Here is a 26,128-nt window from a genome sequence, read left to right as displayed (position 1 = left end):
TTTCTCGTGTAACACATGCGCTGTCGCCGCCGTAGTATTCTCGATGTCCCCCCATGAATCGATCTCACGGGATCGATCCGAAGATCGACGGGACACAGGCGACGGCGTTCATGCTCGATGTGAATCTGAAAGCTCCCGAGTACTACATCAATCGGGAACTGTCGTTTCTCGACTTCAATCAGCGCGTGCTCGCGCAAGCCCACGACGAGCGACTGCCGCTGCTCGAGCGCATCCGCTTCCTGGGGATCAGCTGCTCCAACCTCGATGAGTTTTTCGAGATCCGCGTCGCCAGCCTGAAGCAGCGCCAGGAGCTCGGCTCGCTCACCGGCGGCCCCGACGGTATGACGGTGCCAGAGCAACTCGCCGCGATTCACGAGCGGGCGGCGGCCCTGGTCAAGGATCAATACGAACTGCTGCATCAACTGGTCTTTCCGGCGCTGGCCGCGGAAGGCATCCACTTCGTCAACGCCAAGACGCTGACCCCGGCGCAGCGTCAATGGGTGGGCGACTACTTCGCCAAGGAAGTGGAGCCGGTGCTCACGCCACTCGGGCTCGATCCGGCGCGGCCGTTCCCTCGCATTCAAAACAAGAGTCTGAATTTCATCGTGCGGCTGTCCGGCAAGGACGCGTTCGGTCGCGACGCCGAGCTGGCCGTCGTGCAAGTGCCGCGCTCGCTGCCGCGAATCATTCGGCTGCCGCCGACCACCGGCGAGCCCGGCAAGACGTATTTCGTGTTTCTGTCGGCGGTCATTTCCACCTTCGTGGCGCAGTTGTTCAGCGGCATGAAGGTCGAAGGCGCCTGGCAGTTTCGCGTCACGCGCAACAGCGATCTGTTCGTCGACGACGAAGAAGTAGACAACCTGCTGCGCGCCATCGAAGGCGAGCTCGCGCAGCGTCGCTACGGCGCGGCCGTGCGACTGGAAACTTCGCTCGACTGTCCGGAAGACATCACCAACTTCCTGCTTCGGCACTTTGCGCTGACGCGCGACGATCTGTACCAGGTCAACGGCCCGGTGAATTTGAACCGGCTGATGGCCATTTACGATCTGGTGGACCGGCCGGACCTGAAATATCCGCCGTTTACGCCTTGCATTCCCAAGCGCCTGGTGGCGAAGGAAGACATCTTCGCGGTGATGCGCGAAGGCGAGGTCCTGCTGCATCACCCGTTCGAATCGTTCGCGCCGGTGATCGATTTCCTGCGGCAGGCCGCCGCCGATCCGGACGTGCTGGCGATCAAGCAGACGCTGTATCGAACTGGCCCGCAGTCTCCCGTCGTCGATGCACTCGTCGACGCGGCACGCGCCGGCAAGGAAGTGACGGTGATCATCGAGCTGATGGCGCGATTCGATGAGGCCGCCAACATTCAACTCGCGACTCGCTTGCAGGAAGCCGGCGCACACGTGATGTACGGCGTCGTGGGGTACAAAACCCACGCGAAGTTGATCATGGTCGTCCGACGCGAGCGCGGGAAATTGCGCCGCTACTGTCACTGCGGAACGGGCAACTACCACCCGAACACCGCACGCGTGTACACAGACTATGGCCTGTTCACGTGCGACGAGGCTGTTGGCGAGGATCTGCACGAGCTGTTCCTGCAGCTCACCAGCCCGACACGCGTGGCGACCATGCAGAAGATCCTGCAGTCGCCGTTCACGCTGCACGAGGGATTGCTGGAAAAGACCCGGCGCGAAATGGCCTTTGCGCGCGAGGGCAAACCGGCCCGCATCATCGCCAAGATGAATGCCCTGATCGAACCGCAGATCATTCAGACGCTGTATTCGGCCGCGATGGCGGGAGTGAAGATCGATTTGATCGTGCGCGGAATCTGCGCGCTGCGGCCGGGCTTACCCGGAATCTCGGAGAACATCACCGTACGTTCGGTGATCGGACGCTTCCTCGAGCACTCGCGCGTGTACTACTTCCACAACGACGGCAGCCCGGAGATTTTCTGCGCCAGCGCCGATTGGATGGAGCGCAACTTCTTCCGCCGCATCGAGGTGTGCTTCCCGATCGAGCGCAAACCGCATCGCGACCGTATCGTGGAGGATCTGGAGAGCTACCTGGCCGACAACGAGCAAGCGTGGGTGCTGCGTCCTGACGGCAAGTACGAACGCGCCAACGCGGATGGCTCGCCAACGATGATTGCACAGCAGGTACTGCTGCAACGACACGCCGACTGCAACGACTGAAAAGAAGTGACTGCTGACTGGTGACTACTGACTGGTCGAAGAAAATCAGCTCACGCGCAGTCTGAAACTGGCGGCCTTCAGATACTCGATCTCGTTCTCGAGATCGGCCGCGGTGAGCGGATGCGTATCCAGCCAGCCTTTCGGGAATGTGATATCGAGTGCGCGCGCGCGCGGCGTCAACTCGATCTTCGGCAGCGCTTCAGCGCTCCGCCCCCGGTGCAACAGCACTGCCAGCCGCAGAATCACGATCAGGAACTGCGCCTTGATATGCCACGGCGGAGTCAGATCCTGAAGCGCATCCAGCTGCAGCTTGCGGCGGTGAGCCCCGACGATATACGCGAGAATCTTCTGCTCTTCCTGCGGAAAACCCGGCATGTCCGCGTGCTCGAGCAGATAGGCGCCGTGCTTCTGATAGTGCGAATGCGAGACATCCAGCCCGATCTCGTGCAAACGCGCCGACCAGCACAAGGCAAGCTCCGCGAATGGCTCCTCGAGCTCCCACACAGTCTGAGTCTGGCGCAGAAACTCCAGCGCTGTAGCTTCGACGCGCGCCGCCTGCGCTTGATCGACGTGATAGCGACCTTGCATGGCGCGCACGCTGCGCAGGCGCGCGTCTTCGTCGGTGTAGCGACCCACCAGGTCGTAAAGCAATCCTTCGCGCAAGGCGCCATCGGCCGCCCTCATCATCTTCAGATCCAGCACACTGAAAATTTCCGCAAGGATGGCCAGCCCTCCCGGGAACACCGGGACTCGCTCCTCCGCCAGTCCAGGCAAGCGCAGCTTCGAGAGGTGCCCGGCGCGGAGCACTTGCTCCAGCAACGCGTCGATGCCAGCCGGCGTGATGATTCCGTCGCCATTGGAGCGTGCGCGCAGCACGTCGCTGACGGCTCGGATGGTGCCGGATGAGCCGACGACCTGATCCCAACCATATTCTTTGAAGGTCGTCTGCACCGGCTCCAGTTCGAGGCGCGCAGCCAGGCGAGCGCGCTTCAACCGCTTCTCGGTGATCGCGCCGTCGCTGAAGACGCGCGAGCTCATGCTCACGCAGCCCATGTGCAGGCTTTCCAGCTTCTTCGGCTGATGGCCTTCGCCAATGATGATTTCAGTGCTGCCGCCGCCGATGTCCGCGACCAGGCGCCGGCCCGGCTCGCTCGGCATGGTGTTCGCTACGCCGAGATAGATCAGGCGCGCTTCTTCGATACCGGAGATCACTTCGATGGGATGACCGAGCGCGGAACGCGCGCGATCCAGGAACGCCCCTTTGCGCTTGGCTTTGCGCAGCGTGTTGGTGCCGACGACACGCACGCTCTCTGCCTTCATGTCGCGCAGTCGCTGACCGAATCGCTCCAGGCAAGCCAGCGCAACGTCGATGGCCTCGCGCTTCAATCGCCCTTGTTCGTCGAGCCCGGCGCCGAGGCGCACGCTTTCACGCAAGCGATCGACGATGGTGAGCTGCCCGTGCGAATGACGGGCGACGACCATGTGGAAGCTGTTGGAACCTAGATCGACGGCCGCAATAACGTCGGGGATCCTGCGCGCCATTACGATTGTTCTGGATCGGGCGCTTACATCGAGAACGACGAGCCGCAGCCGCAGGTGGTCGAGGCGTTCGGGTTGCGAATGACGAACTGCGCGCCTTCGATGTCCTCCTTGTAATCGATCTCGGCGCCGGCCAGATACTGGATGCTCATCGGGTCGATCAGCAGCGTGACGCCGCCGTTCTCGACGCGAGTGTCGCCGTCTTCCAGGTTTTCGTCGAAAGTGAAGCCGTACTGAAAGCCGGAGCAACCGCCACCCTGCACGAACACGCGCAGCTTGAGGTTGGGATTGGACTCCTCGCGGATCAGCTCGCTCACCTTGGCAGCCGCGGCATCGGTGAAGACCAGGCTCGGCGCACCCGGGGTCGGAGCAAGATCGGAAACGGCGGATTCAGTGTTCATGCGGCCACGATGAGGGCTTACCTGGCGTAAATCAAGTGTAACGAGCCCCCGTCGGCAGCGTCAAAGCGCGGCCAAGCCTTTGAGGAATAAGGTCATCAGCCGGTGGAATCTGCGGCTGCGGCGCCCGGCGCGGGCTTGATCTCCGGTTCGGACCGGCCACCACGGCGCGGCTCGTGGATCAACTTGCCAGTGATCTCCGCACCCATCTCCATTTCGATCAGCGCGTAATACACATTGCCGGTGACACGGGCGGTCGCGCCCAGCTCGACGCGCTCGTGGGCGAGGATGTCGCCCTTCACGGTGCCGTTGAGAATCACGTTCGGTACGGCCACCGAGCCTTCCACGACGCCGCTGTCGCTGACGCTCAGGGTTGCGCCCGAATCGGGCGGCGCATCCACGTTGCCTTTCACATGGCCGTCGACGTGGAAGCCGCCGGCGAATTGCACGTCGCCGATGATGCGCGTGCCGGCGCCGATCAGCGTGTCGATGCGATGAGGTTTGGGTTTACTGCGATTGAACATGAGCCGTCCCGGTCAAGGAGCTCGCCCAGGCAGCGGCTTTCAGCCCTCTACCTGCACTTGCCAAGGATACGATTCTCGCACAGGGGCGAGCCGTGCCGAACGCACTTCGACGTTGACGGCGCGCGGCTCGAAGCCCTCCGGCAACACGATGTCCTGTTCGAGATTCTGGAAATAACGGAATTGGAACGGGAGCAGCCCGTCCGCGCGCTGGGTGTCCGCAGCTTCCGACAGTGGCAGTTGCACGGGTCGATTGTCGCGCACGCCTTCAAGTTGCACGACCACCGAGCCCGACACGACAGTCTCCTGCCGCATCGATTGAACCAGCACGAGTCGCAAGCGGTAGTGATGCTCGGCCGCGCCGGGCAGCACCTGGAAACGTTGGATGCGCAGCCCGCCGATGCCGTCCTCGGGCGAGACGATGCCGCGATAGAACGTCAGCTGCTCGCGATGTTTCAGCACCTGCGCCTGCAGATCGGCCAGATTCTTTTCGACGGCCGCATAGGCCTTGTTATCGACGTTGCGAGCCAGCTCCGCGGCCGCGACTTCGGCGCGCAGCCGCTCATTTTCGTCCTTCAGCGACTGGATCTGCGCCGTCAATTCGCGACGCCGCTGGATTTCCGCGAACTTGCTATAGCCGCCTTCGAAGCGGCCCCACTCGTACATCACGTACATGGCCACCACCGTGGCCAGCACGGCGCCCACGAGCAGCACCCGCCGACGCCAGGAAGGCATCTGGCGGACCACGAAGGCTCCGGTGCGCAGTGGGTTGAAATCAGCCATTTCTGAACGGGCGCGTGATCAGCCGTGGTTCGAAAACCGTTGTACGAATTTGACGGAAGCTGGTGAAATTAGAGCACAGCCGCCGCGCCTCGATTGAGAAGCGCCGCAAAGAATCGGGTCTTGCGGGCTCCAGGTCCGGGACCATCGGCAGTGGCGCCCCGGGACCGAATACGGCGATGGCTCAATCGGCAGTGAGGTGAACGCGGCAGGTGGCCCGTTCATCGGGCCGTCACCGAACGATCGAAAGGACATCCATGCTCTGGCTCAAGGCGCTGCACATCGTATTCGTGATCACCTGGTTCGCCGGTTTGTTCTATCTGCCGCGGCTGTTCGTGTACCACGCAGCGGTGGGCGGCGACACGGCCGGCTCGGAGCGCTTCAAGATCATGGAACGACGACTGTTCACCATGATGACGGTGGGCGGGGTGCTGGCGGTGTTGTTCGGCGGCGCCACCCTGGGTCAGGTGCCGGGGTTCATGCAGGCCGGCTGGATGCATGCCAAGCTGACCCTGGTGGCCGGACTGATCGGCTATCACGTGTGGTGCTATCGGCTGCTGCTCGCCTTCCGACACGGCCGCAACCAGCGCTCGGAGCGCTGGTACCGAGGTTTCAACGAAGTGCCGACCCTGTTCCTGTTCGGCATCGTGATCCTGGTGGTGGTCAAACCGTTCTGATCAGACAGCGACTCGGGCATCCTGCCACTGCTGCGCTCGCCGGCTGCGGCGGGCACATCCCTGTACCTGGGGCGGCTCTCATTGGTCACATCCTTCTTTCTTTTGCCGGCGCTGAGCCAGGTTGCGCAGATATTTTTCTTCCTGGCACCACTCCGGCAGCGCCGGAGGGTCGATCGGAAAGGCGGTGCGCGCAAGCTCGTCGAGCGCGCGGGCGTAGACAGCGCGCTTGAAGTAGATGACTTCGCGCACCGGCGTCCAGTAGTCGACCCACCGCCAGCTGTCGAACTCAGGCTCGCCGGTCGACTCCAGATCGAAGCGGTCCTCCGAGCCCATGAAGCGCAATAGAAACCAGCGCTGCTTCTGGCCGATGCACGGTGGATGGCTGTTCTTGCGGACGTACTGCTTGGGCAGGCGATAGCGCAACCAGCTGCGCGTGCCAGCGACCAGCTTCACGTCCTTGGGCTCGAGGCCCACTTCTTCTTTCAGCTCGCGATACAACGCCTCTTCGGGCGTCTCCCGCTGCTGTACGCCGCCTTGTGGGAATTGCCAGCCGCGGCCGCCGGTCCGGCCGCCGAGGAAGACCTGGCGATCCTCGCGCATCAAGACGATTCCGACATTGGCGCGAAAGCCGTCTGCATCGATGAAATCGGTCATGGAACTTTTGGAAATCGGATTGCGCCGATTGTTCCACAAGCCTCCGCGCCAACCAAATTTCACCCGCTCCGAGGCACGTGCCCTGCCGCTGTACGTGGGGTGCCCGAGACGCTGTTTTGGATCATTCGCGCGCGAATGCCACGACGTGATCCGGCTCTATGCGGATGCCGATCCGCTCGCCCACTGCATGGTCGTGATGGCTCGGCACCAGCGACAACAACTGCAGACCGCTGGCCATTTTCAAGGTGTACAGAAACTCGGCCCCACGAAACGCGCGCTGACAGACCTCGGCGCGCAGATCGCTGGCGTCGTCATGGATCACATCGTCGGGCCGTAACAGCAGGTCGACGTGCCGGCCGGTCTGCCATTGTCCGTTGCCATTGGCGCGCACCACGCCGAGCTCCGTGCGGACCGAACCGGCCGCCACGATCTCGCCCGGAATGAACACGCCCTGGCCAATGAAGTCGGCGACGAAGCGCGTCGCCGGACGGTGATACAACTGATACGGAGTGTCCCACTGCTCCAGCCTGCCGTCCTTCATCACGCCCACCACGTCGGCGACGGCGAAGGCTTCTTGCTGATCGTGCGTCACCAGCAACGCGGTGGCGCCGAGTTTTTTCAACACCGAGCGCACTTCCACGCTCAGGCGTTCGCGCAATTCCACGTCCAGGCTGGAGAACGGTTCGTCGAGCAGCACAATCTCCGGCTCTGGCGCCAGCGCGCGCGCCAGAGCGACGCGCTGCTGCTGACCGCCGGACAGTTGATGCGGGTATTGATCGCGGTACTCCGCAAGGCCCACGGTGTCGAGGATTTCTTCGGCGCGGCGAACTCGCTTGCTCCGCTCCCAACGATGCAAACCGAACGCAACGTTGTCGAGCACGGTGAGGTGCGGAAACAATGCGTAGTCCTGGAACACCATGCCGATCTGACGGCTCTCGGGCGCGGCATGAAAACCTGGAGCTGCAAGCTGACGACCATGAGCGCGGATCGTTCCTTCGTCCACGGGCTCGAAGCCCGCGATACAACGCAGCGCCGTGGTCTTGCCGCAGCCACTGGGACCGAGCAGGCAACCGATCGAGCCTTTCGCCAGCCGGATCGACAAGCCATTCACGGCCGAGCGGGCGCCGAAGCGGCGAACCACGTTTTCCAGCTCAAGCCACATGCGCACCTCTGCGGGTCAGCATCGCGGCGGGAATCAATCCCACCAGCACGATCGCGACAGCGGGCAAGGCCGCACGCTCCCACTCGCCTTCCGACGTCATTTCCCACACGCGCACCGCGAGTGTGTCCCAGCCGGGCGGCCGCGTGATCAAGGTGATGGGCATCTCTTTCATCACATCGACGAACACCAGCGTGGCCGCGGTGGCCAGGCTGGTTCGCAACAGCGGCACGTGCACCTTGCGAATCAGATCGGTGCCGACCACCCCGAGGCTGGCGGCCACTTCGTCGATACTCCGCGTCACGCGCTGCAAGCCGCTCTCGACGGGATTGAAGCCGACGGTGAGGAAACGAGCCAGATAGGCGATCAGCACCGCGAGCAAAGTGCCCTGGAGCAGCAGCACCGGCGCAGCGTCCCCAAACCAGCCACGTAACCAGCCTTGCAGCTGGTTGTTCAACAGCACCAGCGGCACCACGATGCCGACCGCGAGCACCGTGCCCGGGATGGCGTAACCCAAGGTCGCGAGCCGCACGAGCATTCGCATCGAAGCTGTCGATCTGCGACGCTCGACGTAGGCCAGCGCGAGACTTGCCGTCACGATCACCACGGCAGCGCTGCCGGCCAACATCAAGCTGCGTGCGATAAAGCCCCAGTAGCGACTGTCGATATCGCCCGCGTTCTTTACTGACCAGATCAACAACTGCACCAGCGGCAACACGAATGACAGCGCCAGGATCAACGCGGCGCCGGCGAATGCCAGCCATCGCGCTGCCGGCCCAAGCTGCAATCGGGCGGCTTCGCGAGTAACGTCGCGACTGCTGGTGAAACGCGCTCCAGCTCGCGACGCGCGTTCGAGCGCGAAAGCGGCGATCACGAACAGCAGCAGCACACCCGCCAGCTCAAGCGCCGCATTCACTGAGAACATGCCGAACCACGCGCGATAAATGGCCGTCGTAAAGGTGTTGTAGTTGAACACCGAGACCGCGCCAAAGTCGGCCAATGTTTCCATGCAGGTCAATGCGATGCCCGCGGCAATCCAGGGACGTGCCATCGGCAGCGCCACCTTCCAAGTCGCCGCAGCGCGCCCCAGCCCGAGCGTCTGCGCAGCTTCGAGCGCTCGACGGCCCTGCGTGAGAAACGCAGTTCGGGCCAACAGATAAACATAGGGATATAGCGCGAGCGACAGGACCAGGATGACGCCGCCCGTGGAGCGGATTCGCGGCACCCAGGCCGAAGTGCCCGTCCACTCGCGCAACCAGCTTTGCAAGGGACCGGAGTAGTCGAGGAACCCCACCGCGACGAATGCCAGCACGTAAGTGGGAATGGCCAGCGGCAGCAGCAGCGCCCAGTCGAAAAAGCGCCGCCCGGGAAACTCACAAATGGACGTGAGCCACGCCAGCGCGGTGCCGACGATGCCGCTCAGGATCGCGACGCCGAGCAGCAGCTTGATGGTGTTGGCGGTGACTTCGGGCAGCACATAGCGCGCAAGGTGCGCCCAGACATCCGCTTCCGGCGAAATCGTGGCGTGCGCGATCACCAGCAACGGCACGAGCGCAGGCAGGCAAAGCACAACCGCGAGCACCACGCTCAGCGGATCGCGCCACGCACGCCGCGTCATCTTATGACTCGGGATCGGGCATCCTGCCACGACCCTCCTGCGAGCTCGCAAAAAGGCGCGACTTCTTGCTGCTCGCCGCCGCCTGCGGCGACGGGGTACCTCCCTGTACCCGGGTGGTACGCGAAACATGGCTTTTCATAGTTGCAACTCGTCAGCGATAGCCGGCCCGATCCATCAGCTTCACTGCCGTCGCCTGCAACTCGCCGGCTTGCGCCACATTCATCGGGCTGCGCTTGAAGTCGCCCCAGGCTTTCACGATGGGATCGGGCTCGATGCTGGGGCTGGCGGGATATTCCAGATTCAAGCCGGCGAACAGCGACTGGGCTTCGGGCTGCGACAGCCACTCCAGAAACTCTTTCGCTCGCTCCGCGCGTGGCGAATGAGCGGTGACGCCCGCGCCAGAAATATTCACGTGCACGCCCTGCCCGGCCTGGTCGGCCCAGAACAGTTTTAACGGCAGGTCGGGGTTGTCCCGCAACAGGCGGCCGAAGTAATAAGTGTTCACCAGACCCACGTCGCACTGGCCGGCGGCGATGGCTTCCATGAGCAAGGTGTCGTTGGAGAACGGCTCGGTGGCCAGATTCGCGACCCAACCGCGCACGATCTCTTCGGTCTTGGCCTCGCCGTGCTCGGCGATCAGCATGGCCACCAGCGACTGGTTGTACACCTTCTTCGAGGTGCGCAGGCACAGCTTGCCCTTCCACCGTTCGTCGGCGAGCGCCGCGTAGTCGCTCAACTCTTCGGGCTTCACACGCTCGGTGCTGTAAACCATGGTGCGAGCTCGGATCGAGAAGCCAAACCAGCGGCCCTGCGGATCGCGCAAGTTTTCAGGGATGTTGGCGTTCAACACTTCCGACTGCGTCGGGCGCAGCAGGCCGCGATCAGCCGCGTGCCACAACTCGCCGGCGTCGACGGTCATCAGGATGTCGGCCTGGGAATTCGCACCTTCGGCGTTGAGTCGCTCGATCAGCGGTCCCGCGTCATCGGTTACGAAGCGGATCTTGTTCCCGGTCTCGGCCGTGTAGCGATCGAACATGGGCTTGATCAGCTGCTCGTTGCGCGCCGAATAGACCACCAGTTCGTCGGGCTGTTTGCCACAGCCCACCAACCCCACTGCCAGCAGTAGCGCGCCGAGCACCGGCGCGAATCGATCGACCCTGATTGTCCTGATCATTCCAAAATCCAATCAATGCGAATGACTCGCATTTAATCACGTTTGACCAGGTCTGTCAGACATCGCCGGCGTTAATTATTCGTCAGGGTGCCGAGGGGGTCAGGTGCAAGGATGCTCGGGCATGTCGCCGCTCGCGAGCTCCGCCCGGTTGCGGCCGGCTTGCTTCGCCCGATACAGCGCGGAGTCGGCGTCGGCCAGCAACCGTTCGGCGGCGGCTTTCAGATCGACCTCCTCGCGCGGCACGGTGATCCACGCGACGCCGATCGAGACGGTCATATTCAACTGAACCCCGGAGGGCAGCGTCAGAGGCGTTTCGCATACCGTCGTGCGGATGCGCTCGGCAAGGCATGCCGCCTGCTGGGGAGAGATGGCTGGGGCCAGCACCACGAATTCATCGCCGCCGAAGCGAGCCGCCGCATCGCTGCCGCGGATATGCGAATCGACTCGCTGCGCAGCCTCGCGCAAAGCCATGTCGCCGGCCAGGTGGCCGTGCTGATCGTTGATCTGCTTGAAACGGTCGAGATCGATGACCAGACACGTGAGGCTGGTGCCCTGGCGTTGCGCGCGCGCCAGTTCCTCTTTGAGTCGCGCATTGAGGTAGCGGCGGTTGTGCCAACCAGTGAGAAAGTCGGTCAGTCCGCTGCGCACGAGGCGCGCGCGATTGATCGTGTTCTCGATGGCGAAGGAAGCGATGACGCCCAGATGCGCCAGGAAGTCGGTGGCCAGATGTCGCGTGAATCGTTTCTCGTCGACGCTGCCGAAGTTCAGCGCGCCAAGCAGCTTTTCCTGACGTCGTAGCGGGATCAGCGCAGCGCTTTTCAAACCCGCGACGTCGGGAAATAGCAGTTGATGATCGCAGCCCATGTACGGCCCCAGCCAGGGGCGATGGAATGAGGTGAACTGCGGCGCCATGCCCGCCAAGCTGTCGGTGAACAACACCTGCGGATAATCCTCGAGCTGCAGCCCGTCGGCGATCATCAGATGTCGGATCTCGTGCTGCGGATCGAGCAGCAACAGCGTCACCGATTCCAGCGCGTACGAAGCTTTCAAGCCTTTGCAGATGGTGTCGAACAATTGCGCCATGTTTTCGGCCTTGAGCAACTCGAGTTCGCGCTCCTGACTCCGCCGGAGCAGCTTTTCGTTGTTCGCAGCCTCATCCATGAGCGCAGCAATGCGCCCGCGCAATTCGCGGATCTCTCCCTGGAGATCCCGTGCCGACATCTAAGCCTGCCTCGAACCAAAGCTAATCATTGCGCACCCGGCCTGCGAGGTATTCGCGGCCCCGCTGCATCATCGCCGTGAATGCCGGCGAGTCTCCCGTCGACACCGACTGCAACAGCTTCTCGACGGCGCCGCGCAAGGCCAGGAGCGACTCGCGCCCGTAGTCGTTGAGATGCTGAATCTCGAAATACAGGTCGGGACTCTCGCCGGCCACCTTGGTGGCGACGTCGACCTGCGCGTCGTAGGTCGTGCTGGATAGCTGCGCGAGTCGGGGCGCCGCTTCGCCGCTCTCGGCCAGCGCCGTGAAGAATGCGATGTTCAACGCATGCGACAGCCCGAGCACGTAAGCGATCAGGCGGTCGTGCTCGTCGAGCCCCATCACCACCTGTTCCGCCATGGTCGAGCCGAACAATTCGCGCGCGGCGTCGACCGCCTCGCGGTTGCCCATGTCGATGAAGATCACGTGCCGCCCGGACAGCAGCTCGGTGTCCGGCCCGAACATGGGATGCACGGACGTGACTTTCACGCCGGCGCTCTGCAATGCATCGATGCCTTGTCGCAGCGGCGTCTTGAGCGAACCGATGTCGAACACGACGCCGCGCGGCTTGCGCTCGGCCAATTCCTGCAACACCACGTTTGCGATCTTGAGTGGAGTGGCCACCACGATCAGATCGTAGTCGAGGCCGCTTTCGCGCCAATCCGCGACGTACGTGTACGGGTAGGCGGCGTTGTCGGGCTTGCCCGCTGGATCGGCCACGGTCACGGTGTACCCCTGCGAGGCCATGAACTCGCTGAACCAGCGGCCCATCTTGCCCGTGCCGCCAATGACCAGTGCGCTCTTGCCGTCACCGCGGCCGCCAGCCGCAACCCGGATGCGCTCCTGCGTGGTCAGCGAGCCGCGAATCAAAAGGCGCAACACCGACTCGGCCAGAGCCGGGGAAATCCCGAGTGAATCCGCAGTAGCGCGCGCCTGCATGAGCACCTCGCGCTCACGCGTGTAGTCGCGCGTCGCACGTCCTTCGGAGCGCTTGGCCTCGGCCACCTCGCGACTCAGCCGTTGGCGTTCGGCGACAAGCGCGAGCAGCTGCCGATCGACTTCGGACAGGCGTTCGCGGAGTTCCTGAAGATTCATCAAAGGTCGGGTCTCGACTTTGCGGGTTGCTCACGCCTTTTACCAACCGGCGTGCGCGGCCCGCAAGTTAACGCCCGTATATAATGTGGCTCCTATGCCTGCCGACGAACTTCTGCCCGATCCGCTGCCCGCCGATCCCATGCCCATGTTCGCGACCTGGTTCAGCGACGCCCGGGCACGCAACGTTCAGCCCAACCCGGACGCCATGGTGCTGGCCACCGTCGGCGACGATGGCGCGCCGTCCGCTCGCGTGGTGCTGTGCAAGCGGCTGGTGGCCGATCAGGGCTTCATAGTTTTTTTCACGAACTACGACTCGCGCAAAGGCCGGGAACTGGCCGCTCATCCACGCGCCGCGGTGGTGTTTCATTGGGACGTGCTGCATCGGCAGGTCCGCCTCGAAGGTCCGGTGGTTCGGTCGCCGGCGCCGGAGAGCGATCAGTATTTCGCCAGCCGCGCGTTCGAGAGCCGGGTAGGCGCGTGGGCCAGCGTTCAGAGCGAGCCGCTCGCCTCGCGCGCGGCTATGGTCCAGCAGGTTCAAGCTGTCAGAGAACGCCTCGGCTTGTTACAGGCGACCGAAGGTGAAGTGCCGCGGCCGCCGCATTGGGGCGGGATTCGTCTGTGGATCGACTCGATCGAGTTATGGTCGGAGGGCGCCGGGCGGATTCACGACCGCGCGCGCTGGCAGCGCACGCTGACCAAGAAAGATGAATTCACGTTCAGCGGCGGCCAGTGGACCGCGACACGTCTGAACCCGTAGTCGCTCGCTTCTTATTCCGCTGCTTGGCGCGCGCTTCGCGCCCTCTCGGTCCCGGCAGCGACCGTGGCATAAATCGCCCGGCGGCGTTATTTGACGACCTTCAAGGTCGGCTTCGACCGCTTCACTTCCGGCCCGGCGCCGCCAGCCGGCGTTTCGGTCGGCGCATTCGGCGGCTGGGGCGGCGGCGCATCCGCCTCCGAGAAAATCATCCCCTGCCCCGTCTCCCGCGCATAGATACCCAGCACCGCCGCGATCGGCACATGCACGTCGTGAGTTACCGCCCCGAAACGCGCGCGAAACCGCACGACGTCATTGCCGAGACTCAGGTTGCTCGTCGCATTATTGCTGACATTCAGGATGATCTTGCCGCCCTGGACGTATTGCCGGGGCACTTCCACGCCTTGTAACGAAGCATCGACGACGATATGCGGTGTCTGATTGCTGTCGCTGATCCACTCGTGCATGGCACGCAACAAATAGGGCCGGCGCGATCGAATTGGAGCATCTGCCATGAGTCTTAAGCGCGCATTTCCTGCTCGGCGCGCGACAGGCTGTGCCTGAACGCGGGCCGGGAGAACAACAGATTGGCGTACTTGGTAATGGGTTGAGCCTGCGGAGGCAGATCGATTTCCCAATACAACAGCCGCCATAGGATGGGAGCAATGGTGGCATCCACCAACGAAAACTCGTCCGACAGGAAGTACGGCTTGGCCTTGAACACGTCCGTGCTGGCCAGGATGCTGTCGCGGAGGATCTTGCGCGCCTTCAACCCGTTCTTGCGATCCGACGGGTCGTCGATCTGCTGAGCCAGGCTGTACCAGTCCCGCTCGATCCGATACAGCGCCAGACGGAACTGCGCCCGCGCCACCGGATCCACAGGCATCAGCGGGGGGTGCGGAAAGCGCTCGTCCAGGTATTCGATGATGACGCGCGAGTCGTAGAGCACCAGATCACGGTCCACCAGGGTGGGGACCGTGTGGTACGGGTTCAGGTCGAGCAGGTCTTCGGGCAGGTTGCCACCCTGCACGTCGATGGTCTCGACGTGAATGCTCTTCTCAGCCAGCACGATCCTGGTGCGATGGCTCCAGGGATCGTCGGCGCGCGAGAAGAGCGTCATCACGGTAGTACGCTCCAGACAGTTCTGATCGAACGCAGTTTGGCACCCGTCAAGGTCAGGCCTACTTCACGTCCTTCCAGAACTCCTTTTTGAGGAAATAGGCGAACAGGAAGAAGACTATCAGGAATGCCAGCACTCGCATGCCCAAATTTTTCCTTTCGATCTGCATCGGTTCGGCGATGTAGTCGAGGAAATTGACCGTGTCGCGGACGAATTGGTCGTACTCCTGCGGCGAGAGGCTGCCTTGCTTCGCCAGTTCGAATTCCTTGAACTTCTTGTGGACCGCGTTGTGTTCCGCGTCGCTCTGCCCATCATAGACCGCCCGCTGCAAGCCTTGTAGCTCCCACAGCACGTGGGGCATGGAAGTGCCCGGCAGGATCAGGTTGTTGGTCCCGGTCGGACGGCTCGGATCCAGGTAGAACGACTTCAGGAACGAGTAGATGTAGTCGGTGCCGCGGCTGCGTGCAATGAGGGACAGGTCCGGGGGGGTGGTGCCGAACCAGTGGCTGGCGTCCTCCGGACGCATGGCGATCTTGATGGTGTCGTGGATCCGCTCGCCGCTGAACATCAGGTTGTCAGTCACCTGCTTTTCGGTCAGCAGCAGATCTTCCGCCAGGCGGCTGTAGCGCACGTACTTGGCCGAGTGGCAGCCGCTGCAGTAGTTCACGTAGTTGCGGGCGCCTCGCTGGAGCGAGGCGGTATTCGCGACATCGTTGCGCGCCAGTTGCAGTGGGGCGCCGCTCTCCGCCGTGGCGCCCACCGTCGACCAGGACAGGGCCGTCACACCGACCGCACCCAGAAACAGCTTATGGAAAGTCTTCTTCATCATGGCGGGCTGCTTAGTGGGTATGGAAAGTCACACGCTCGGGCACGGGCTTGGTCTGATCGATCCTCGTGTACCAGGGCATGAGCAGGAAGAACGCGAAGTAGATGACCGCGAACACGCGGGCGGCCAGGGTGTATCCCGGGGTCGCCGGCTGCAGGCCGAGGTAGCCGAGCGCGATGAAGCTCACCGCGAAGGCGCCGAGGAAGCCACGGAACAGCCAGCCGCGATAGCGGATCGACTTGACCTTGGAGCGGTCCAGCCACGGCAGGAACACGAACGCCAGCACCGCGATACCCATCAGGACGACGCCCAGCAGCTTGTTCGGAACCGCGCGCAGGATTGCGTAGAACGGCGTGAAGTACCACACCGGCGCAATGTGCTCGGGCGTCTGCAGCGGGTTGGCCGGGTCGAAGTTGGCGTGCTCCAGGAAGTAGCCGCCCATCTCCGGCGCGAAGAACAACACCAGCGAGAACAGCATCGCGAACACGATGAAGCCCACCAGGTCCTTCACGGTGTAATACGGGTGGAACGGAATGCCATCCACCGGATGGCCGTCCGGACCCTTGAGCTTCTTGATCTCGATGCCGTCCGGATTGTTCGAGCCGACTTCGTGCAGAGCGAAGATGTGCGCGATCACCAGGAATACCAGCGCCAGCGGCAACGCGATGACATGCAGCGCGAAGAAGCGGTTCAGCGTGATATCGGAGATGTAGTAGTCGCCGCGGATCCACTCCACGAGCCCTTCACCGATGCCCGGGATCGCACCGAACAGCGACACGATCACCTGCGCGCCCCAATAGGACATGTTGCCCCAGGGCAGCAGGTAGCCGAAGAACGCTTCGGCCATCAGGCACAGGTAGATCAGCATGCCGAAGATCCACACCAGCTCGCGCGGATTCTTGTACGAGCCGTACATGAGGCCGCGGAACATGTGCAGATAGACGACGATGAAGAAGGCCGACGCGCCGGTGGAATGCATGTAGCGGATTAGCCAGCCCCACTCCACGTCGCGCATGATGTACTCGACCGACGCGAACGCGTCCGCGGCCGAGGGCTTGTAGTTCATCGTCAGGAAGATGCCGGTGACGATCTGCAACACCAGCACCACCAGGGCGAGCGAGCCGAAGTAGTACCAGAAGTTGAAGTTCTTCGGCGCGTAGTACTCGCTGGCGTGTTCCTTCATGAAGCGAGTCATCGGGAAGCGCGCGTCGATCCAGTCGACCAGCTGCGCCATGCGCCCTTTTTGTTGCATCGTGGCGCTCATCAGGCGACCTCCGCGTCGACGCCGATCTGCACCACGCCGTCAGTGACGAAGCGGTACGGCGGCACTTTGAGATTGGTGGGCGCGGGCACGTCCTTGAAGACGCGGCCGGCCAGATCGAACTTCGAGCCGTGGCACGGGCAATAGAAGCCGCCCGGCCAGTCGGCGCCGAGCTCGGCGTCCGCGGGCTGGAAGCGGCTCAGCGGCGCGCACCCCAGGTGCGTGCACACGCCGACCAGCACCAGATATTCCGGCTTGAGCGAACGCGCATCGTTCTTGGCGTACTCGGGCTGCTCGGACTGCTCGGACTTCGGATCGCGCAGCTTATCGGCCAGCGCCGGATCCTCCAGCTGCTTCATCATCTCGGGCGAGCGACGCACGATGAAGATCGCCTGGCCGCGCCAGTTCACTTTGACCACGGCGCCCGGTTCGAGCTTGCTGATGTCCTGTTCGACCGGCGCGCCCAACGCCTGCGCGCGTGCGCTCGGTTTCCAGGAGGCCAGGAACGGCACGGCGGTCATCGCGGCGCCGGCTATGCCGGTCACGGCGGTCGCAACCAGCAGAAAATGGCGCCGGCCGCCATCCACCTTTTCAACTTCTGACGTCATCCAAGATCTCCGCGAGGCATCTTTCGCACGCGCACCCCACACCGGCGCCTGCGAGCCCGGAGCGAGGTTTCAAACCTTCAAGGAATTCCGCATTATACACACATCGCCCAAGTACATTGCCCAGGGCGCCACGACGCGCCGGTCGTCAGCCGGCCTTCATACTCGTGCCCACCGTGCCGCAGACCCTGTTGTTCCTGCTGAAATGGACCCTGGTAGGCCTCGCGATCGCTGCCGTGCTGATGCTGGTGCGGCCGATCCAGCAAGGCCCAACCGCCGCTGCCGCGCCCGCTCAGCAGGATTCGCCCGCAACGCCGGCTTCCTTCACGCCGCGCGAAGGTGAAGTGCGCACATCGTTCGCGGACGCCGTCAGCCGCGCCGGACCTGCGGTCGTCAACATCTACACGGCGCGCGTAGTTGCGAGCGTCCCCAACGCAGCGTTCGGCAATCCGCTGTTGCGACAGAATCCAGCTCAGGTCCGCCGCCGCGTTGAAGGCAGCCTTGGCTCAGGTGTCATCCTCGATTCGGACGGCCATCTGGTCACTAACGACCATGTCATCAGGGGCGCCGACCAGATCCGCGTGCAACTCGCCGATGGCCGCATAGCCACCCCCACAATCGTCGGTACTGATCCAGATACGGATCTCGCCGTGCTGCGCGTCGATCTGGAGAACCCGCCCGTGATGCCCATGGGCCGCTCCAACGTACTGCGCGCCGGAGATGTGGTGCTCGCGATCGGCAATCCCTTCGGCCTCAGCCAGACCGTGACCCAAGGCATCGTCAGCGCCACCGGCCGCGGCCGCCTCGGCGTCACCGACTTCGAGGATTTCATTCAGACCGACGCCGCCATCAACTTCGGTAACTCCGGCGGCGCGCTGATCAATACGGAAGGCGAGCTCATCGGCATCAACACTGCCGTGCTCGCACAGACACTGGGGACCGATGGCATCAGCTTCGCAATTCCCGTGAACATGGTGCGCGGCGTAATGGATCAAATCATCGCGCACGGCCGCGTGCGTCGCGGCTGGTTGGGTGTGTCGTCCGAAGAACTGCCGCGGGCCACCGCCGCTGCGCTCGGCATCGATCCGCCGGTGGCGTTGCGCATCAGCTCAGTCGATCCGCAGGGCCCGGCCGCTCGCGTCGGCATCCGCGTCGACGATCTCGTGACCCACCTGAACGGTCAGCCCATCGTGAATGCTCAAGAGGCCCTGAATCGCGTGGCCGCGATGTCCCCAGGTTCCGAGCTGGAAATCCGCGGCCGCCGCGGCAATGCAGACTTCAGCGTCGAAGCCACGCTGGAAGAACGCCCGCCTCGCGGCTCGCGTTGATTCAGGCGACCCGCCGAATCTGCGCCCCGAGCTGCTCGAGCTTCTCCTCGATCCGCTCGTACCCGCGATCTATGTGATAGATGCGGTGGATCTCTGTAGATCCCTGAGCAACCAGAGCCGCCAGCACCAAGCTAGCCGAGGCGCGCAGATCCGTAGCCATGACAGGAGCCGCCGTCAGCTTAGGCACGCCGCGAATAATGGCCGTGTTCCCCTCGATGCGAATGTCCGCGCCAAGGCGCCGCATCTCCAGCATATGCATGAAACGATTCTCGAAGATCGTTTCAGTCACAGCAGCGACGCCCTCCGCCACCGTATTCAACGCCGCGAACTGCGCCTGCATATCGGTTGGAAACGCCGGATAGGGCGCCGTGCGGATATCGATCGACTTCGGCCGCCGGCCTCGCATGTCGAGATCGATCCACGTATCGCCCACGTCGATCTTCGCGCCCGCTTCTCGCAACTTCAGCAGCACCGCGTCCAGATGATCCGGTCGCGTGCCCTTGATCTTCACGTGTCCGCCCGTGATCGCGCCCGCGACCAGATAGGTTCCAGTCTCGATGCGATCCGGCAGCACGTCATAACTGGCGCCCGTCAATCGCTCGACGCCCTGCACAGTAATGATGTCCGTGCCCGCGCCACTGATCTTCGCCCCCATCGCACTGAGGAAATTCGCGAGGTCGACCACTTCCGGCTCACGCGCAGCGTTCTCGATGATGGTCTCACCGTCCGCGAGCGTCGCCGCCATCAGCAGATTCTCGGTACCCGTAACCGTTACCGTCTCGCAAACTATCCGCGCGCCCTTGAGTCGATTCGCCTTGGCCCGGATGTAGCCATTCTCGATCTGGATATCCGCGCCCATGGCGCGCAACCCATCGACGTGAATATTCACGGGCCGCGCGCCGATGGCGCAGCCACCCGGCAATGACACATCCGCCTGACCGAAGCGCGCCAGCAACGGCCCCAGCACGACGATGGATGCTCGCATGGTCCGCACCAGCTCATACGGCGCGACAAACGCATTCGTGGTCGACGCATCGACCTCGACCCGCATGCGATCGTCAATGGTGACACTCACGCCCATGCGACCGAGCAGCTCGATCATGGTGGTGACGTCCTGCAGATGCGGCACATTGCCAACGGACACCGGCCCCTCGGCCAGCAGCGTCGCCGCCAGAATGGGCAGCGCGGCGTTCTTCGCGCCCGAGATGCGAACCTCGCCGTCCAGCGGCGGGCCGCCAGTGATGAGCAACTTATCCATGCATCACTTTTGTTCGGAGGGCGCGAACGCCTGGATGCTGAGCGCGTGAATTTCACGCCCCATCAGCTGCCCGAGGGTCGCGTACACCAGCTGATGACGCTGGATCATGCGACGGCCCTCGAACTGGGGCGCCACGATCACGGCTTCGAAATGAGTGTCGTCGTCCGACATGACGCGCACCTGCGCGCCCGGCAAACCGTTCTGAATCAGTGTTTGGACTTCGGCGGCATTCATTGCTGCTCGACCCTGGGGCTGCAAAGGGCGGCATCTTATCCGATCTCCTCCCCGCACATTCTGGCTATCTGCCGACACAGTATGTTTATGCGCTGGCAGTAGTGGGCGCGTTATCATTCACGGATGCGATCTTTACCGACTTCGGCCCCACTGAATTCCGAACAGTTGCTGACGCGCGGCCGACGCGTGCTGGCGACGGAAGTCGCTGCGGTGCAAGCCCTCGAATCGCGGCTGGATGAAAACTTCGTCGCAGCCTGCCAGCTGCTGCACGACTGCCGGGGCCGGGTGGTGGTCACCGGCATGGGCAAGTCCGGCCACGTCGGCAACAAGATCGCCGCGACCCTGGCGAGCACCGGCACACCCTCGTTTTTCCTGCATCCCGCCGAGGCCAGTCACGGCGACATCGGGATGATCACTCAAGAAGACGTGGTCATAGCCATTTCCAACTCGGGCGAGACGGCCGAATTGCTCACCATCCTGCCGGTGATCAAACGGCTCGGCGTACCGCTGGTGGTCATGACCGGCAAACGACAGTCGACGCTCGCCAAGGCGGCCACCGCCCTGCTCGACGTGAGCGTTCCCGAGGAAGCCTGTCCGCACAATCTGGCGCCGACCGCCAGCACCACCGCCACGCTTGCGATGGGCGACGCTCTCGCCGTCTCGGTGCTCGAGGCGCGCGGCTTCAGCGAGCAGGATTTCGCACGCTCGCATCCGGGCGGCAGCCTGGGGCGAAGGTTGTTACTGCACGTCGAAGACGTGATGCGCACCGGCGACCAGTTGCCGACCGTGAGCCCGGATACCTCGCTCAAGGATGGTCTGCTCGAGATCAGCCGCAAGGGCCTGGGCATGACCGCCGTGGTCGACGAGCGCCGCCGCGTGCTCGGCATCTACACCGATGGCGACCTGCGACGCGCGCTCGACCATCCGATCGATATCAATGCTGTGCGCATGGGTGATGTGATGACCGCCGGGCCCAAGACCATCGCTCCTCGGGAGCTGGCCGCCGAGGCGGTGCATCTGATGGAAAAGCATCGCATCACCCAGTTGCTGGTGACCGATGCCGACAACGTGCTGGTCGGCGCGTTGAACGTTCATGATCTGTTACGCGCCGGGGTGATGTAATGGACACCTTGGTGGAACGCGCTAACGACGTGCGCCTGCTGGTCCTGGATGTCGACGGCGTGCTGACCGACGGACGGCTGTACTTCACCGCCCGCGGCGAGCAAATGAAATGTTTTCACGTGCGCGACGGCGCGGGCATCAAGCAAGTGCTCAACGCCGGGCTGCAGGTGGCGGTGATTTCGGGCCGGCAGTCCAAGGCCGTGGACAAGCGCATGAGCGAGCTCGGCGTGACCTGGATCCGGCAGGGTGTGCACGACAAGCTGGCGGCGCTACGCGAGTTGCTCGACATGTTGAATCTCACACCTCAGGCGGTGGCGAGCGTCGGTGACGACACGCCCGACCTGTCGCTGTTCGAAGCATCGCGGCTCGCGGTCGCGGTCGCCGACGCGCACCCCAGCGTGAAATCACGCGCACACTTCATCACTCAGGCCAGCGGCGGCCAGGGCGCCGTGCGCGAGGTCTGCGACCTGCTGATCGAAACGCGGCAGATCGAAGTGAATCGACGGGTGCACGGATGAACTGGCGCTGGGTATCGCTGGCCGCCGCGCTCGCCGCCATCGTCATCGGTTACGGCGCGTTCGTCGACGATGGCGGCATGCCGATGGCGAGCCACGAAATGCCCGAGCAGCCCGGCTATTATCTGAAGGACGCGGTGATCCTGCGCACGCGCGAAGACGGCACGCCCGGCGTGGAGCTGATCGCGCGCCGCATCCAACAGCAGCTGACCCGTCCGTCGCGCGCCGAAGCCATCACCATGGAATCGGTGCGCGTGAACTATTTCGGCAAGGAAGACTGGCAATGGGCGTTGACCGCCGACACCGGCCTGGTGCCACCGAATTCGCGCGTGGTGCAACTGGAAGGCAATGTGGAACTGCGCTCGCTGGAAGGCAACGCGAACGCGTACCTGAGCACCAACGAGCTGGCGATCGATACCGAGAAGAACATCGCGTACAGCACCCGCTCACCGGTGCAGATGCGCTTCGGGCAGCATGCGATGACGGTAAAGAGTCTGCGCGCCGATCTGACCAGCGAGAAACTGCGGCTGGAGACAGTGAATGGTCGATTCGATCCCACCACCGAACAAGTGCGTCGACCGCGGTGAGCGCATGCGAACACTGATCGACATGCCGCGTTGGGGCGGGCTGCTGTTATTGCTGTTCGCCGCGCCAGGCGGCGCCCTGCAGGCGCCTTCGCTGGATGCGGACTTCGTCTGGAGCGCGGACGTGGTCAACTCCGACTTCCGCAACAACACGCTGGACATCTCCGGCAACGTGCGCGTGACCCAGGGGCCCAAGTTCATCGAGGCGCAAACCGCGAGGGCGCGCAACGGGCAAGCCGAGAAACAGCAGTGGACGTTCGAGAAGGACGTGCACATCCGCACTGAAGAGGCCGACTTGAAGTCGAACCTCGCGACCGCGGCAGTGGTCAATGGACAGATCGCCAACGCGCGCATCGAAGGCTCGCCGGCGCGTTTCGAGCAGGTGGGCACCGACGATCGCCAGGTGCGCGGTCGCGCCGGCGTGATCGAATACGACTTCGACACCGGCGTGGTGAAGCTCACCAATCAGGTATGGTTCAGCAATGGCAAAGACGAGTTTCGCGGTGACGTGGTGATCTACAACATCCGTGACGAGCGCGTGCAAATCAATCCGGGCGGCTCCTCGAACCGCGTCCGCGGCATCATTCGCCCGCGGCAGGACAAGGCCTCGAACAACACCGAAGGCGGCGCATGAGCCGTCTGCGCGTCGAGGGACTGGCCAAGAAATATCGCTCGCGCCAGGTCGTCAAGGATCTGTCGCTGGAAGTGTCGAGCGGCGAAGTGGTCGGGCTGCTGGGTCCCAATGGCGCCGGCAAGACCACCGCGTTTTACATGATCGTCGGCCTGGTCCCCACCGACGCCGGCCGCATCCTGATCGACGATCAGGACATCTCCAGGCTGCCGGTGCATCGGCGCGCGCGGCTCGGCGTGGGCTATCTGCCGCAGGAAGCCTCGGTGTTTCGCAAACTCACCGTCGAACAGAACATCGAGGCAATCCTGGAGGTGCGCCCCGAGCTCAGCAGAGACAAGCGCGCCGAGCTGCTCGAATCGCTGCTCGACGAGCTACATATCGGTCACATCCGCAACAGCCTGGGCCAGAGCCTGTCGGGCGGCGAGCGCCGCCGTGTCGAGATTGCGCGTGCCCTGGCGGCGGAGCCCGAGTTCATGCTGCTGGACGAGCCCTTCGCGGGCGTGGATCCAATCTCGGTCCTGGACATCCAGCGCATCATCCAGCACCTGGTCGCCCGCAATATCGGGGTCTTGATTACCGATCATAACGTACGGGAAACCCTAGGGATTTGTGGCCGCGCCTATATCGTGAGCGGGGGCGTCGTGATCGCCGCAGGGAGTGCCGACGAGATCCTTGCAAACCAGCAGGTCCGTGAGGTGTACTTGGGTCAGGATTTCCGGCTCTAGGCGTCCCGCCCGCCGGACCTAGGCCGGCCGTTGCGCCGGCGTGTTGACGACCCACAAGCGAGACGAATGCTCAAGCCCGCCCTGCAGCTCCGACTCGGCCAGCAGCTGACCATGACGCCCCAGCTGCAACAGGCCATCCGCCTTTTGCAGCTGCCTGTGCTGGAACTTCAGGCGCAGATCCGCGAGGCGCTGGAAAGCAACGTCATGCTGGAGGCCGAAGACGAGTCCGGCAGCCTGGAAACGGGCGAGTCGGCCCTCGAACCCCAGTTCGAAACCCCTTACGAATCCTCTGCTGCACCCAGCACCGAGGCGAGCGCCAGCAGCGAACAGGCCGACGAGCACCACGATGGTGGCGAGGCGCGCGAGGCCGAACAGCCGCTGGACATCGTCGAGGATCAGGACTGGAGCGATTCGCAGGTCACCGGCCCGGCCGAATCGCCCTGGTCGGGCGACGACGATCACTCCCAGGATTTCTCGGACGCGCGCGGCGAAACGCTGCAGGAGCATCTGACCTGGCAGCTGGAGATGTCGCGCCTCAACGAGCGTGAGATGCGCATCGGCGCCGCGATCATCGATGCCATCAACGACGACGGCTACGTCATCGAGCCGCTCGATGAAATCGCGCGCAATTTACAACCCGAGATCGTCGCCACCACGGCCGAGGTCGAGCGCGTGCTCAAGCACGTGCAGGCGATGGACCCGGCGGGCGTGGGCGCACGCTCGGTCAGTGAATGCATCGAACTACAGCTTCGTCAGCTGGATCCGGATACGCCGGGCCGCGAAACGGCGCTCGCCATCGCCGCCGGTTACCTCGATCAAGTCGCCGAACAGCAGTACGCGCTGCTGAGACGTCAGCTGCGCGTTACTGAAGAAGAATTGGAGAACGCCCTGGTGCTGGTGCGCGCTTGTCAGCCGCGCCCCGGCTCGAGTGTGCATTCCGTACCGGCCGAGTACATCGTGCCGGACGTATTTGTCCGCCGCACCGAGCGAGGCTGGGCGGTCGAGATCAATCCCGCGAGCCTGCCGCGCATTCGAGTGAATCAGAGTTACGCGGGACTCATCGGGCGTTCCGCGGACCACGCGATGTTACGCACCCAGCTGCAGGAAGCCCGTTGGCTGATCCGCAGCCTGGAGATCCGCAACGAGACACTGCTCAAAGTTGCACGATGCATCGTGCAGCGTCAGTCGGCGTTCCTCGAGAACGGCGACGAGTACATGCAGCCGATGATCCTGAAAGACGTGGCCGAGGCCGTGCAGATGCACGAGTCGACCATCTCGCGCGTCACGACCAACAAGTACATGCACACGCATCGGGGCGTGTTCGAGTTTCGTTATTTCTTTTCCAGCCACGTCGCGGCTAGCGATGGCACGGAAATGTCGTCCACCGCGATCCGCGCCAAGATCCGCAAGCTGGTCGCGGCGGAGGAGCCCGACAAGCCGCTCTCCGACAGCCGCATCGCCGACATTCTGTCGCAAGAAGGCGTGCTGGTAGCGCGGCGCACGGTTGCGAAATACCGCGAGGCGCTAGGTATACCTCCGTCCAGCGAACGCAAGAGAGTTTCGGTGAGATAGCAATGCAGATGTGGTTGGTGACTGGTAGTTGGAGATTGGCCGGAACGCCTGGCCATTGCGCCTCCGATCAGTCACCGGTCCCTGTTCCCTAGTCACTGCCGTGGAGGCTTTCCATGCAACTGAACGTCACTGGTCACCATGTCGATGTCACCACTTCCATGAAGGGTTATGTCGAGAAAAAGCTGGACCGCATCGTCAGGCACTCCGACCACATCATTGACGTTCACTGCATCCTCACCGTCGAGAAACAACGCCACAAAGCCGAGGCCAAGGTCCTGTTGAACGGCGCCATGGTGTACGCCGACGCGGTCGACATGGACATGTACGCGGCCATCGACGCGCTGGCCGACAAGCTCGACCGGCGCGTCAAGAAGCACAAGGAAAAACTCTCCGATCATCACCCGCTCGAGGCGCTGAAAGTCCGTCCGTCATAAACAGTCACGGCGCGGACCGGTCGGAAAAACCACCGGACAGATCACAGTTCAGTAGCAAAACAGCCGTCGGCGCGCACATTCGGTGCGCGCCGACGCG

At 63.4% G+C, this 26,128-nt stretch carries 28 protein-coding genes; 11 read left to right on the top strand and 17 right to left on the bottom strand.

The window, feature by feature from the left end:
• Positions 1-110: 110 nt before the first annotated feature.
• Positions 111-2,189 (top strand): polyphosphate kinase 1, encoded by a 2,079-nt coding sequence (gene ppk1 / locus JM946_RS24860; RefSeq protein ID WP_203170334.1) that lies wholly within the window; start codon positions 111-113, stop codon positions 2,187-2,189.
• Between the two features lie 45 nt (positions 2,190-2,234).
• On the opposite strand, the gene ppx is transcribed toward ppk1, so the two are convergent.
• The 4 genes from ppx to JM946_RS24840 form a co-directional block, all read right to left on the bottom strand.
• Entirely contained in the window at positions 2,235-3,731 is a 1,497-nt protein-coding gene (gene ppx / locus JM946_RS24855; RefSeq protein WP_203170081.1) for an exopolyphosphatase, read from the bottom strand.
• A 23-nt stretch (positions 3,732-3,754) separates the two neighbouring features.
• On the bottom strand, positions 3,755-4,129 hold the full coding sequence (gene erpA, locus JM946_RS24850) for an iron-sulfur cluster insertion protein ErpA (protein ID WP_203170080.1): 375 nt from the start codon (positions 4,127-4,129) through the stop codon (positions 3,755-3,757).
• 95 nt (positions 4,130-4,224) lie between these two features.
• Positions 4,225-4,650: a bactofilin family protein gene (locus JM946_RS24845; RefSeq protein WP_203170079.1), complete on the bottom strand. Its 426-nt coding sequence runs from the start codon at positions 4,648-4,650 to the stop codon at positions 4,225-4,227.
• A gap of 39 nt (positions 4,651-4,689) precedes the next feature.
• Complete coding sequence (locus JM946_RS24840; protein WP_203170078.1) at positions 4,690-5,430, bottom strand: DUF6776 family protein; 741 nt, start codon at positions 5,428-5,430, stop codon at positions 4,690-4,692.
• Between the two features lie 254 nt (positions 5,431-5,684).
• On the opposite strand from JM946_RS24840, the gene JM946_RS24835 reads away from it, so the two are divergent.
• Positions 5,685-6,104, top strand: coding sequence for a CopD family protein (locus JM946_RS24835; protein ID WP_203170077.1), 420 nt, complete (start codon positions 5,685-5,687; stop codon positions 6,102-6,104).
• Between the two features lie 78 nt (positions 6,105-6,182).
• Here the strand turns inward: JM946_RS24835 and JM946_RS24830 are convergent, their stop codons facing one another.
• The 6 genes from JM946_RS24830 to JM946_RS24805 form a co-directional block, all read right to left on the bottom strand.
• A complete protein-coding gene (locus tag JM946_RS24830; protein ID WP_203170076.1) occupies positions 6,183-6,758 on the bottom strand; it encodes an RNA pyrophosphohydrolase in 576 nt (191 codons plus the stop codon).
• Positions 6,759-6,879: 121 nt separating this feature from the next.
• Positions 6,880-7,920, bottom strand: a complete 1,041-nt coding sequence (locus JM946_RS24825; RefSeq protein ID WP_203170075.1) for an ABC transporter ATP-binding protein — start codon at positions 7,918-7,920, stop codon at positions 6,880-6,882.
• Positions 7,910-9,535: an ABC transporter permease gene (locus JM946_RS24820; RefSeq protein ID WP_203170074.1), complete on the bottom strand. Its 1,626-nt coding sequence runs from the start codon at positions 9,533-9,535 to the stop codon at positions 7,910-7,912. The genes JM946_RS24825 and JM946_RS24820 overlap by 11 nt, the downstream gene beginning before the upstream one ends.
• Before the next feature lie 151 nt (positions 9,536-9,686).
• The gene (locus JM946_RS24815; RefSeq protein WP_203170073.1) at positions 9,687-10,709 is read right to left on the bottom strand and encodes a Fe(3+) ABC transporter substrate-binding protein; all 1,023 of its coding nucleotides are present in this window, start codon (positions 10,707-10,709) and stop codon (positions 9,687-9,689) included.
• 99 nt (positions 10,710-10,808) lie between these two features.
• Positions 10,809-11,930: a GGDEF domain-containing protein gene (locus JM946_RS24810; RefSeq protein WP_203170072.1), complete on the bottom strand. Its 1,122-nt coding sequence runs from the start codon at positions 11,928-11,930 to the stop codon at positions 10,809-10,811.
• A 22-nt stretch (positions 11,931-11,952) separates the two neighbouring features.
• A complete protein-coding gene (locus JM946_RS24805; RefSeq protein ID WP_203170071.1) occupies positions 11,953-13,062 on the bottom strand; it encodes a prephenate dehydrogenase/arogenate dehydrogenase family protein in 1,110 nt (369 codons plus the stop codon).
• A gap of 94 nt (positions 13,063-13,156) precedes the next feature.
• Here JM946_RS24805 and pdxH point away from each other — a divergent pair, with 94 nt between their 5' ends.
• Entirely contained in the window at positions 13,157-13,819 is a 663-nt protein-coding gene (pdxH, locus tag JM946_RS24800; RefSeq protein ID WP_203170070.1) for a pyridoxamine 5'-phosphate oxidase, read from the top strand.
• Positions 13,820-13,905: 86 nt separating this feature from the next.
• On the opposite strand, the gene JM946_RS24795 is transcribed toward pdxH, so the two are convergent.
• The 5 genes from JM946_RS24795 to petA form a co-directional block, all read right to left on the bottom strand.
• Positions 13,906-14,331 (bottom strand): ClpXP protease specificity-enhancing factor, encoded by a 426-nt coding sequence (locus JM946_RS24795; RefSeq protein ID WP_269141100.1) that lies wholly within the window; start codon positions 14,329-14,331, stop codon positions 13,906-13,908.
• A 5-nt stretch (positions 14,332-14,336) separates the two neighbouring features.
• Complete coding sequence (locus JM946_RS24790; RefSeq protein WP_203170332.1) at positions 14,337-14,936, bottom strand: glutathione S-transferase N-terminal domain-containing protein; 600 nt, start codon at positions 14,934-14,936, stop codon at positions 14,337-14,339.
• Positions 14,937-14,997: 61 nt separating this feature from the next.
• On the bottom strand, positions 14,998-15,762 hold the full coding sequence (locus JM946_RS24785) for a cytochrome c1 (protein ID WP_407700599.1): 765 nt from the start codon (positions 15,760-15,762) through the stop codon (positions 14,998-15,000).
• 13 nt (positions 15,763-15,775) lie between these two features.
• Complete coding sequence (locus tag JM946_RS24780; protein WP_203170331.1) at positions 15,776-16,996, bottom strand: cytochrome b; 1,221 nt, start codon at positions 16,994-16,996, stop codon at positions 15,776-15,778.
• A 29-nt stretch (positions 16,997-17,025) separates the two neighbouring features.
• The gene (gene petA, locus JM946_RS24775) at positions 17,026-17,631 is read right to left on the bottom strand and encodes a ubiquinol-cytochrome c reductase iron-sulfur subunit (RefSeq protein ID WP_203170067.1); all 606 of its coding nucleotides are present in this window, start codon (positions 17,629-17,631) and stop codon (positions 17,026-17,028) included.
• Between the two features lie 164 nt (positions 17,632-17,795).
• On the opposite strand from petA, the gene JM946_RS24770 reads away from it, so the two are divergent.
• Positions 17,796-18,956 (top strand): S1C family serine protease, encoded by a 1,161-nt coding sequence (locus JM946_RS24770; protein WP_218043101.1) that lies wholly within the window; start codon positions 17,796-17,798, stop codon positions 18,954-18,956.
• Between the two features lies 1 nt (position 18,957).
• Here JM946_RS24770 and murA read toward each other — a convergent pair whose 3' ends face one another.
• Both murA and JM946_RS24760 read right to left on the bottom strand, forming a co-directional pair.
• Complete coding sequence (gene murA, locus JM946_RS24765) at positions 18,958-20,214, bottom strand: UDP-N-acetylglucosamine 1-carboxyvinyltransferase (protein WP_203170065.1); 1,257 nt, start codon at positions 20,212-20,214, stop codon at positions 18,958-18,960.
• A 3-nt stretch (positions 20,215-20,217) separates the two neighbouring features.
• Complete coding sequence (locus JM946_RS24760) at positions 20,218-20,448, bottom strand: BolA family protein (RefSeq protein ID WP_203170064.1); 231 nt, start codon at positions 20,446-20,448, stop codon at positions 20,218-20,220.
• A gap of 123 nt (positions 20,449-20,571) precedes the next feature.
• On the opposite strand from JM946_RS24760, the gene JM946_RS24755 reads away from it, so the two are divergent.
• The 7 genes from JM946_RS24755 to hpf all read left to right on the top strand — a co-directional run bounded on the left by JM946_RS24755 (position 20,572) and on the right by hpf (position 26,031).
• Positions 20,572-21,570: a KpsF/GutQ family sugar-phosphate isomerase gene (locus JM946_RS24755; RefSeq protein ID WP_203170063.1), complete on the top strand. Its 999-nt coding sequence runs from the start codon at positions 20,572-20,574 to the stop codon at positions 21,568-21,570.
• Positions 21,570-22,088 carry a 3-deoxy-manno-octulosonate-8-phosphatase KdsC gene (gene kdsC / locus JM946_RS24750; RefSeq protein WP_203170062.1) on the top strand — a complete coding sequence of 173 codons (519 nt, stop codon included), beginning with the start codon at positions 21,570-21,572 and terminating at the stop codon, positions 22,086-22,088. Before JM946_RS24755 ends, kdsC begins: the two co-directional genes overlap by 1 nt.
• Entirely contained in the window at positions 22,085-22,672 is a 588-nt protein-coding gene (gene lptC / locus JM946_RS24745) for an LPS export ABC transporter periplasmic protein LptC (RefSeq protein ID WP_203170061.1), read from the top strand. Before kdsC ends, lptC begins: the two co-directional genes overlap by 4 nt.
• 4 nt (positions 22,673-22,676) lie before the next feature.
• A complete protein-coding gene (locus tag JM946_RS24740; RefSeq protein WP_203170060.1) occupies positions 22,677-23,303 on the top strand; it encodes an LptA/OstA family protein in 627 nt (208 codons plus the stop codon).
• On the top strand, positions 23,300-24,025 hold the full coding sequence (gene lptB, locus JM946_RS24735) for an LPS export ABC transporter ATP-binding protein (protein WP_203170059.1): 726 nt from the start codon (positions 23,300-23,302) through the stop codon (positions 24,023-24,025). The genes JM946_RS24740 and lptB overlap by 4 nt, the downstream gene beginning before the upstream one ends.
• A gap of 66 nt (positions 24,026-24,091) precedes the next feature.
• Entirely contained in the window at positions 24,092-25,597 is a 1,506-nt protein-coding gene (locus tag JM946_RS24730) for an RNA polymerase factor sigma-54 (RefSeq protein ID WP_203170058.1), read from the top strand.
• A gap of 113 nt (positions 25,598-25,710) precedes the next feature.
• Positions 25,711-26,031: a ribosome hibernation-promoting factor, HPF/YfiA family gene (hpf, locus tag JM946_RS24725; protein WP_203170057.1), complete on the top strand. Its 321-nt coding sequence runs from the start codon at positions 25,711-25,713 to the stop codon at positions 26,029-26,031.
• The last annotated feature ends 97 nt before the right edge of the window (positions 26,032-26,128 follow it).

The organism is Steroidobacter gossypii (genome assembly GCF_016801985.1).
GTDB lineage: Bacteria > Pseudomonadota > Gammaproteobacteria > Steroidobacterales > Steroidobacteraceae > Steroidobacter > Steroidobacter gossypii.
This window is presented reverse-complemented; position numbering and strand designations above follow the sequence as displayed.

Bases quoted from the DNA above. Each gene is read 5' to 3' on its own strand.
- JM946_RS24755 (WP_203170063.1), top strand. From the start codon at position 20,572: ATGCGATCTTTACCGACTTCGGCCCCACTGAATTCCGAACAGTTGCTG.
- pdxH (WP_203170070.1), top strand. From the start codon at position 13,157: ATGCCTGCCGACGAACTTCTGCCCGATCCGCTGCCCGCCGATCCCATG.
- lptC (WP_203170061.1), top strand. From the start codon at position 22,085: ATGAACTGGCGCTGGGTATCGCTGGCCGCCGCGCTCGCCGCCATCGTC.
- kdsC (WP_203170062.1), top strand. From the start codon at position 21,570: ATGGACACCTTGGTGGAACGCGCTAACGACGTGCGCCTGCTGGTCCTG.
- JM946_RS24835 (WP_203170077.1), top strand. From the start codon at position 5,685: ATGCTCTGGCTCAAGGCGCTGCACATCGTATTCGTGATCACCTGGTTC.
- hpf (WP_203170057.1), top strand. From the start codon at position 25,711: ATGCAACTGAACGTCACTGGTCACCATGTCGATGTCACCACTTCCATG.
- lptB (WP_203170059.1), top strand. From the start codon at position 23,300: ATGAGCCGTCTGCGCGTCGAGGGACTGGCCAAGAAATATCGCTCGCGC.
- petA (WP_203170067.1), bottom strand. From the start codon at position 17,631: ATGACGTCAGAAGTTGAAAAGGTGGATGGCGGCCGGCGCCATTTTCTG.
- JM946_RS24820 (WP_203170074.1), bottom strand. From the start codon at position 9,535: ATGACGCGGCGTGCGTGGCGCGATCCGCTGAGCGTGGTGCTCGCGGTT.
- JM946_RS24840 (WP_203170078.1), bottom strand. From the start codon at position 5,430: ATGGCTGATTTCAACCCACTGCGCACCGGAGCCTTCGTGGTCCGCCAG.
- JM946_RS24785 (WP_407700599.1), bottom strand. From the start codon at position 15,762: ATGAAGAAGACTTTCCATAAGCTGTTTCTGGGTGCGGTCGGTGTGACG.
- JM946_RS24845 (WP_203170079.1), bottom strand. From the start codon at position 4,650: ATGTTCAATCGCAGTAAACCCAAACCTCATCGCATCGACACGCTGATC.
- JM946_RS24790 (WP_203170332.1), bottom strand. From the start codon at position 14,936: ATGACGCTCTTCTCGCGCGCCGACGATCCCTGGAGCCATCGCACCAGG.
- JM946_RS24760 (WP_203170064.1), bottom strand. From the start codon at position 20,448: ATGAATGCCGCCGAAGTCCAAACACTGATTCAGAACGGTTTGCCGGGC.
- JM946_RS24780 (WP_203170331.1), bottom strand. From the start codon at position 16,996: ATGGCGCAGCTGGTCGACTGGATCGACGCGCGCTTCCCGATGACTCGC.
- ppx (WP_203170081.1), bottom strand. From the start codon at position 3,731: ATGGCGCGCAGGATCCCCGACGTTATTGCGGCCGTCGATCTAGGTTCC.
- JM946_RS24825 (WP_203170075.1), bottom strand. From the start codon at position 7,920: ATGTGGCTTGAGCTGGAAAACGTGGTTCGCCGCTTCGGCGCCCGCTCG.
- JM946_RS24815 (WP_203170073.1), bottom strand. From the start codon at position 10,709: ATGATCAGGACAATCAGGGTCGATCGATTCGCGCCGGTGCTCGGCGCG.
- JM946_RS24730 (WP_203170058.1), top strand. From the start codon at position 24,092: ATGCTCAAGCCCGCCCTGCAGCTCCGACTCGGCCAGCAGCTGACCATG.
- JM946_RS24810 (WP_203170072.1), bottom strand. From the start codon at position 11,930: ATGTCGGCACGGGATCTCCAGGGAGAGATCCGCGAATTGCGCGGGCGC.
- JM946_RS24805 (WP_203170071.1), bottom strand. From the start codon at position 13,062: ATGAATCTTCAGGAACTCCGCGAACGCCTGTCCGAAGTCGATCGGCAG.
- erpA (WP_203170080.1), bottom strand. From the start codon at position 4,129: ATGAACACTGAATCCGCCGTTTCCGATCTTGCTCCGACCCCGGGTGCG.
- JM946_RS24740 (WP_203170060.1), top strand. From the start codon at position 22,677: ATGCGAACACTGATCGACATGCCGCGTTGGGGCGGGCTGCTGTTATTG.
- murA (WP_203170065.1), bottom strand. From the start codon at position 20,214: ATGGATAAGTTGCTCATCACTGGCGGCCCGCCGCTGGACGGCGAGGTT.
- JM946_RS24795 (WP_269141100.1), bottom strand. From the start codon at position 14,331: ATGGCAGATGCTCCAATTCGATCGCGCCGGCCCTATTTGTTGCGTGCC.
- JM946_RS24830 (WP_203170076.1), bottom strand. From the start codon at position 6,758: ATGACCGATTTCATCGATGCAGACGGCTTTCGCGCCAATGTCGGAATC.
- ppk1 (WP_203170334.1), top strand. From the start codon at position 111: ATGCTCGATGTGAATCTGAAAGCTCCCGAGTACTACATCAATCGGGAA.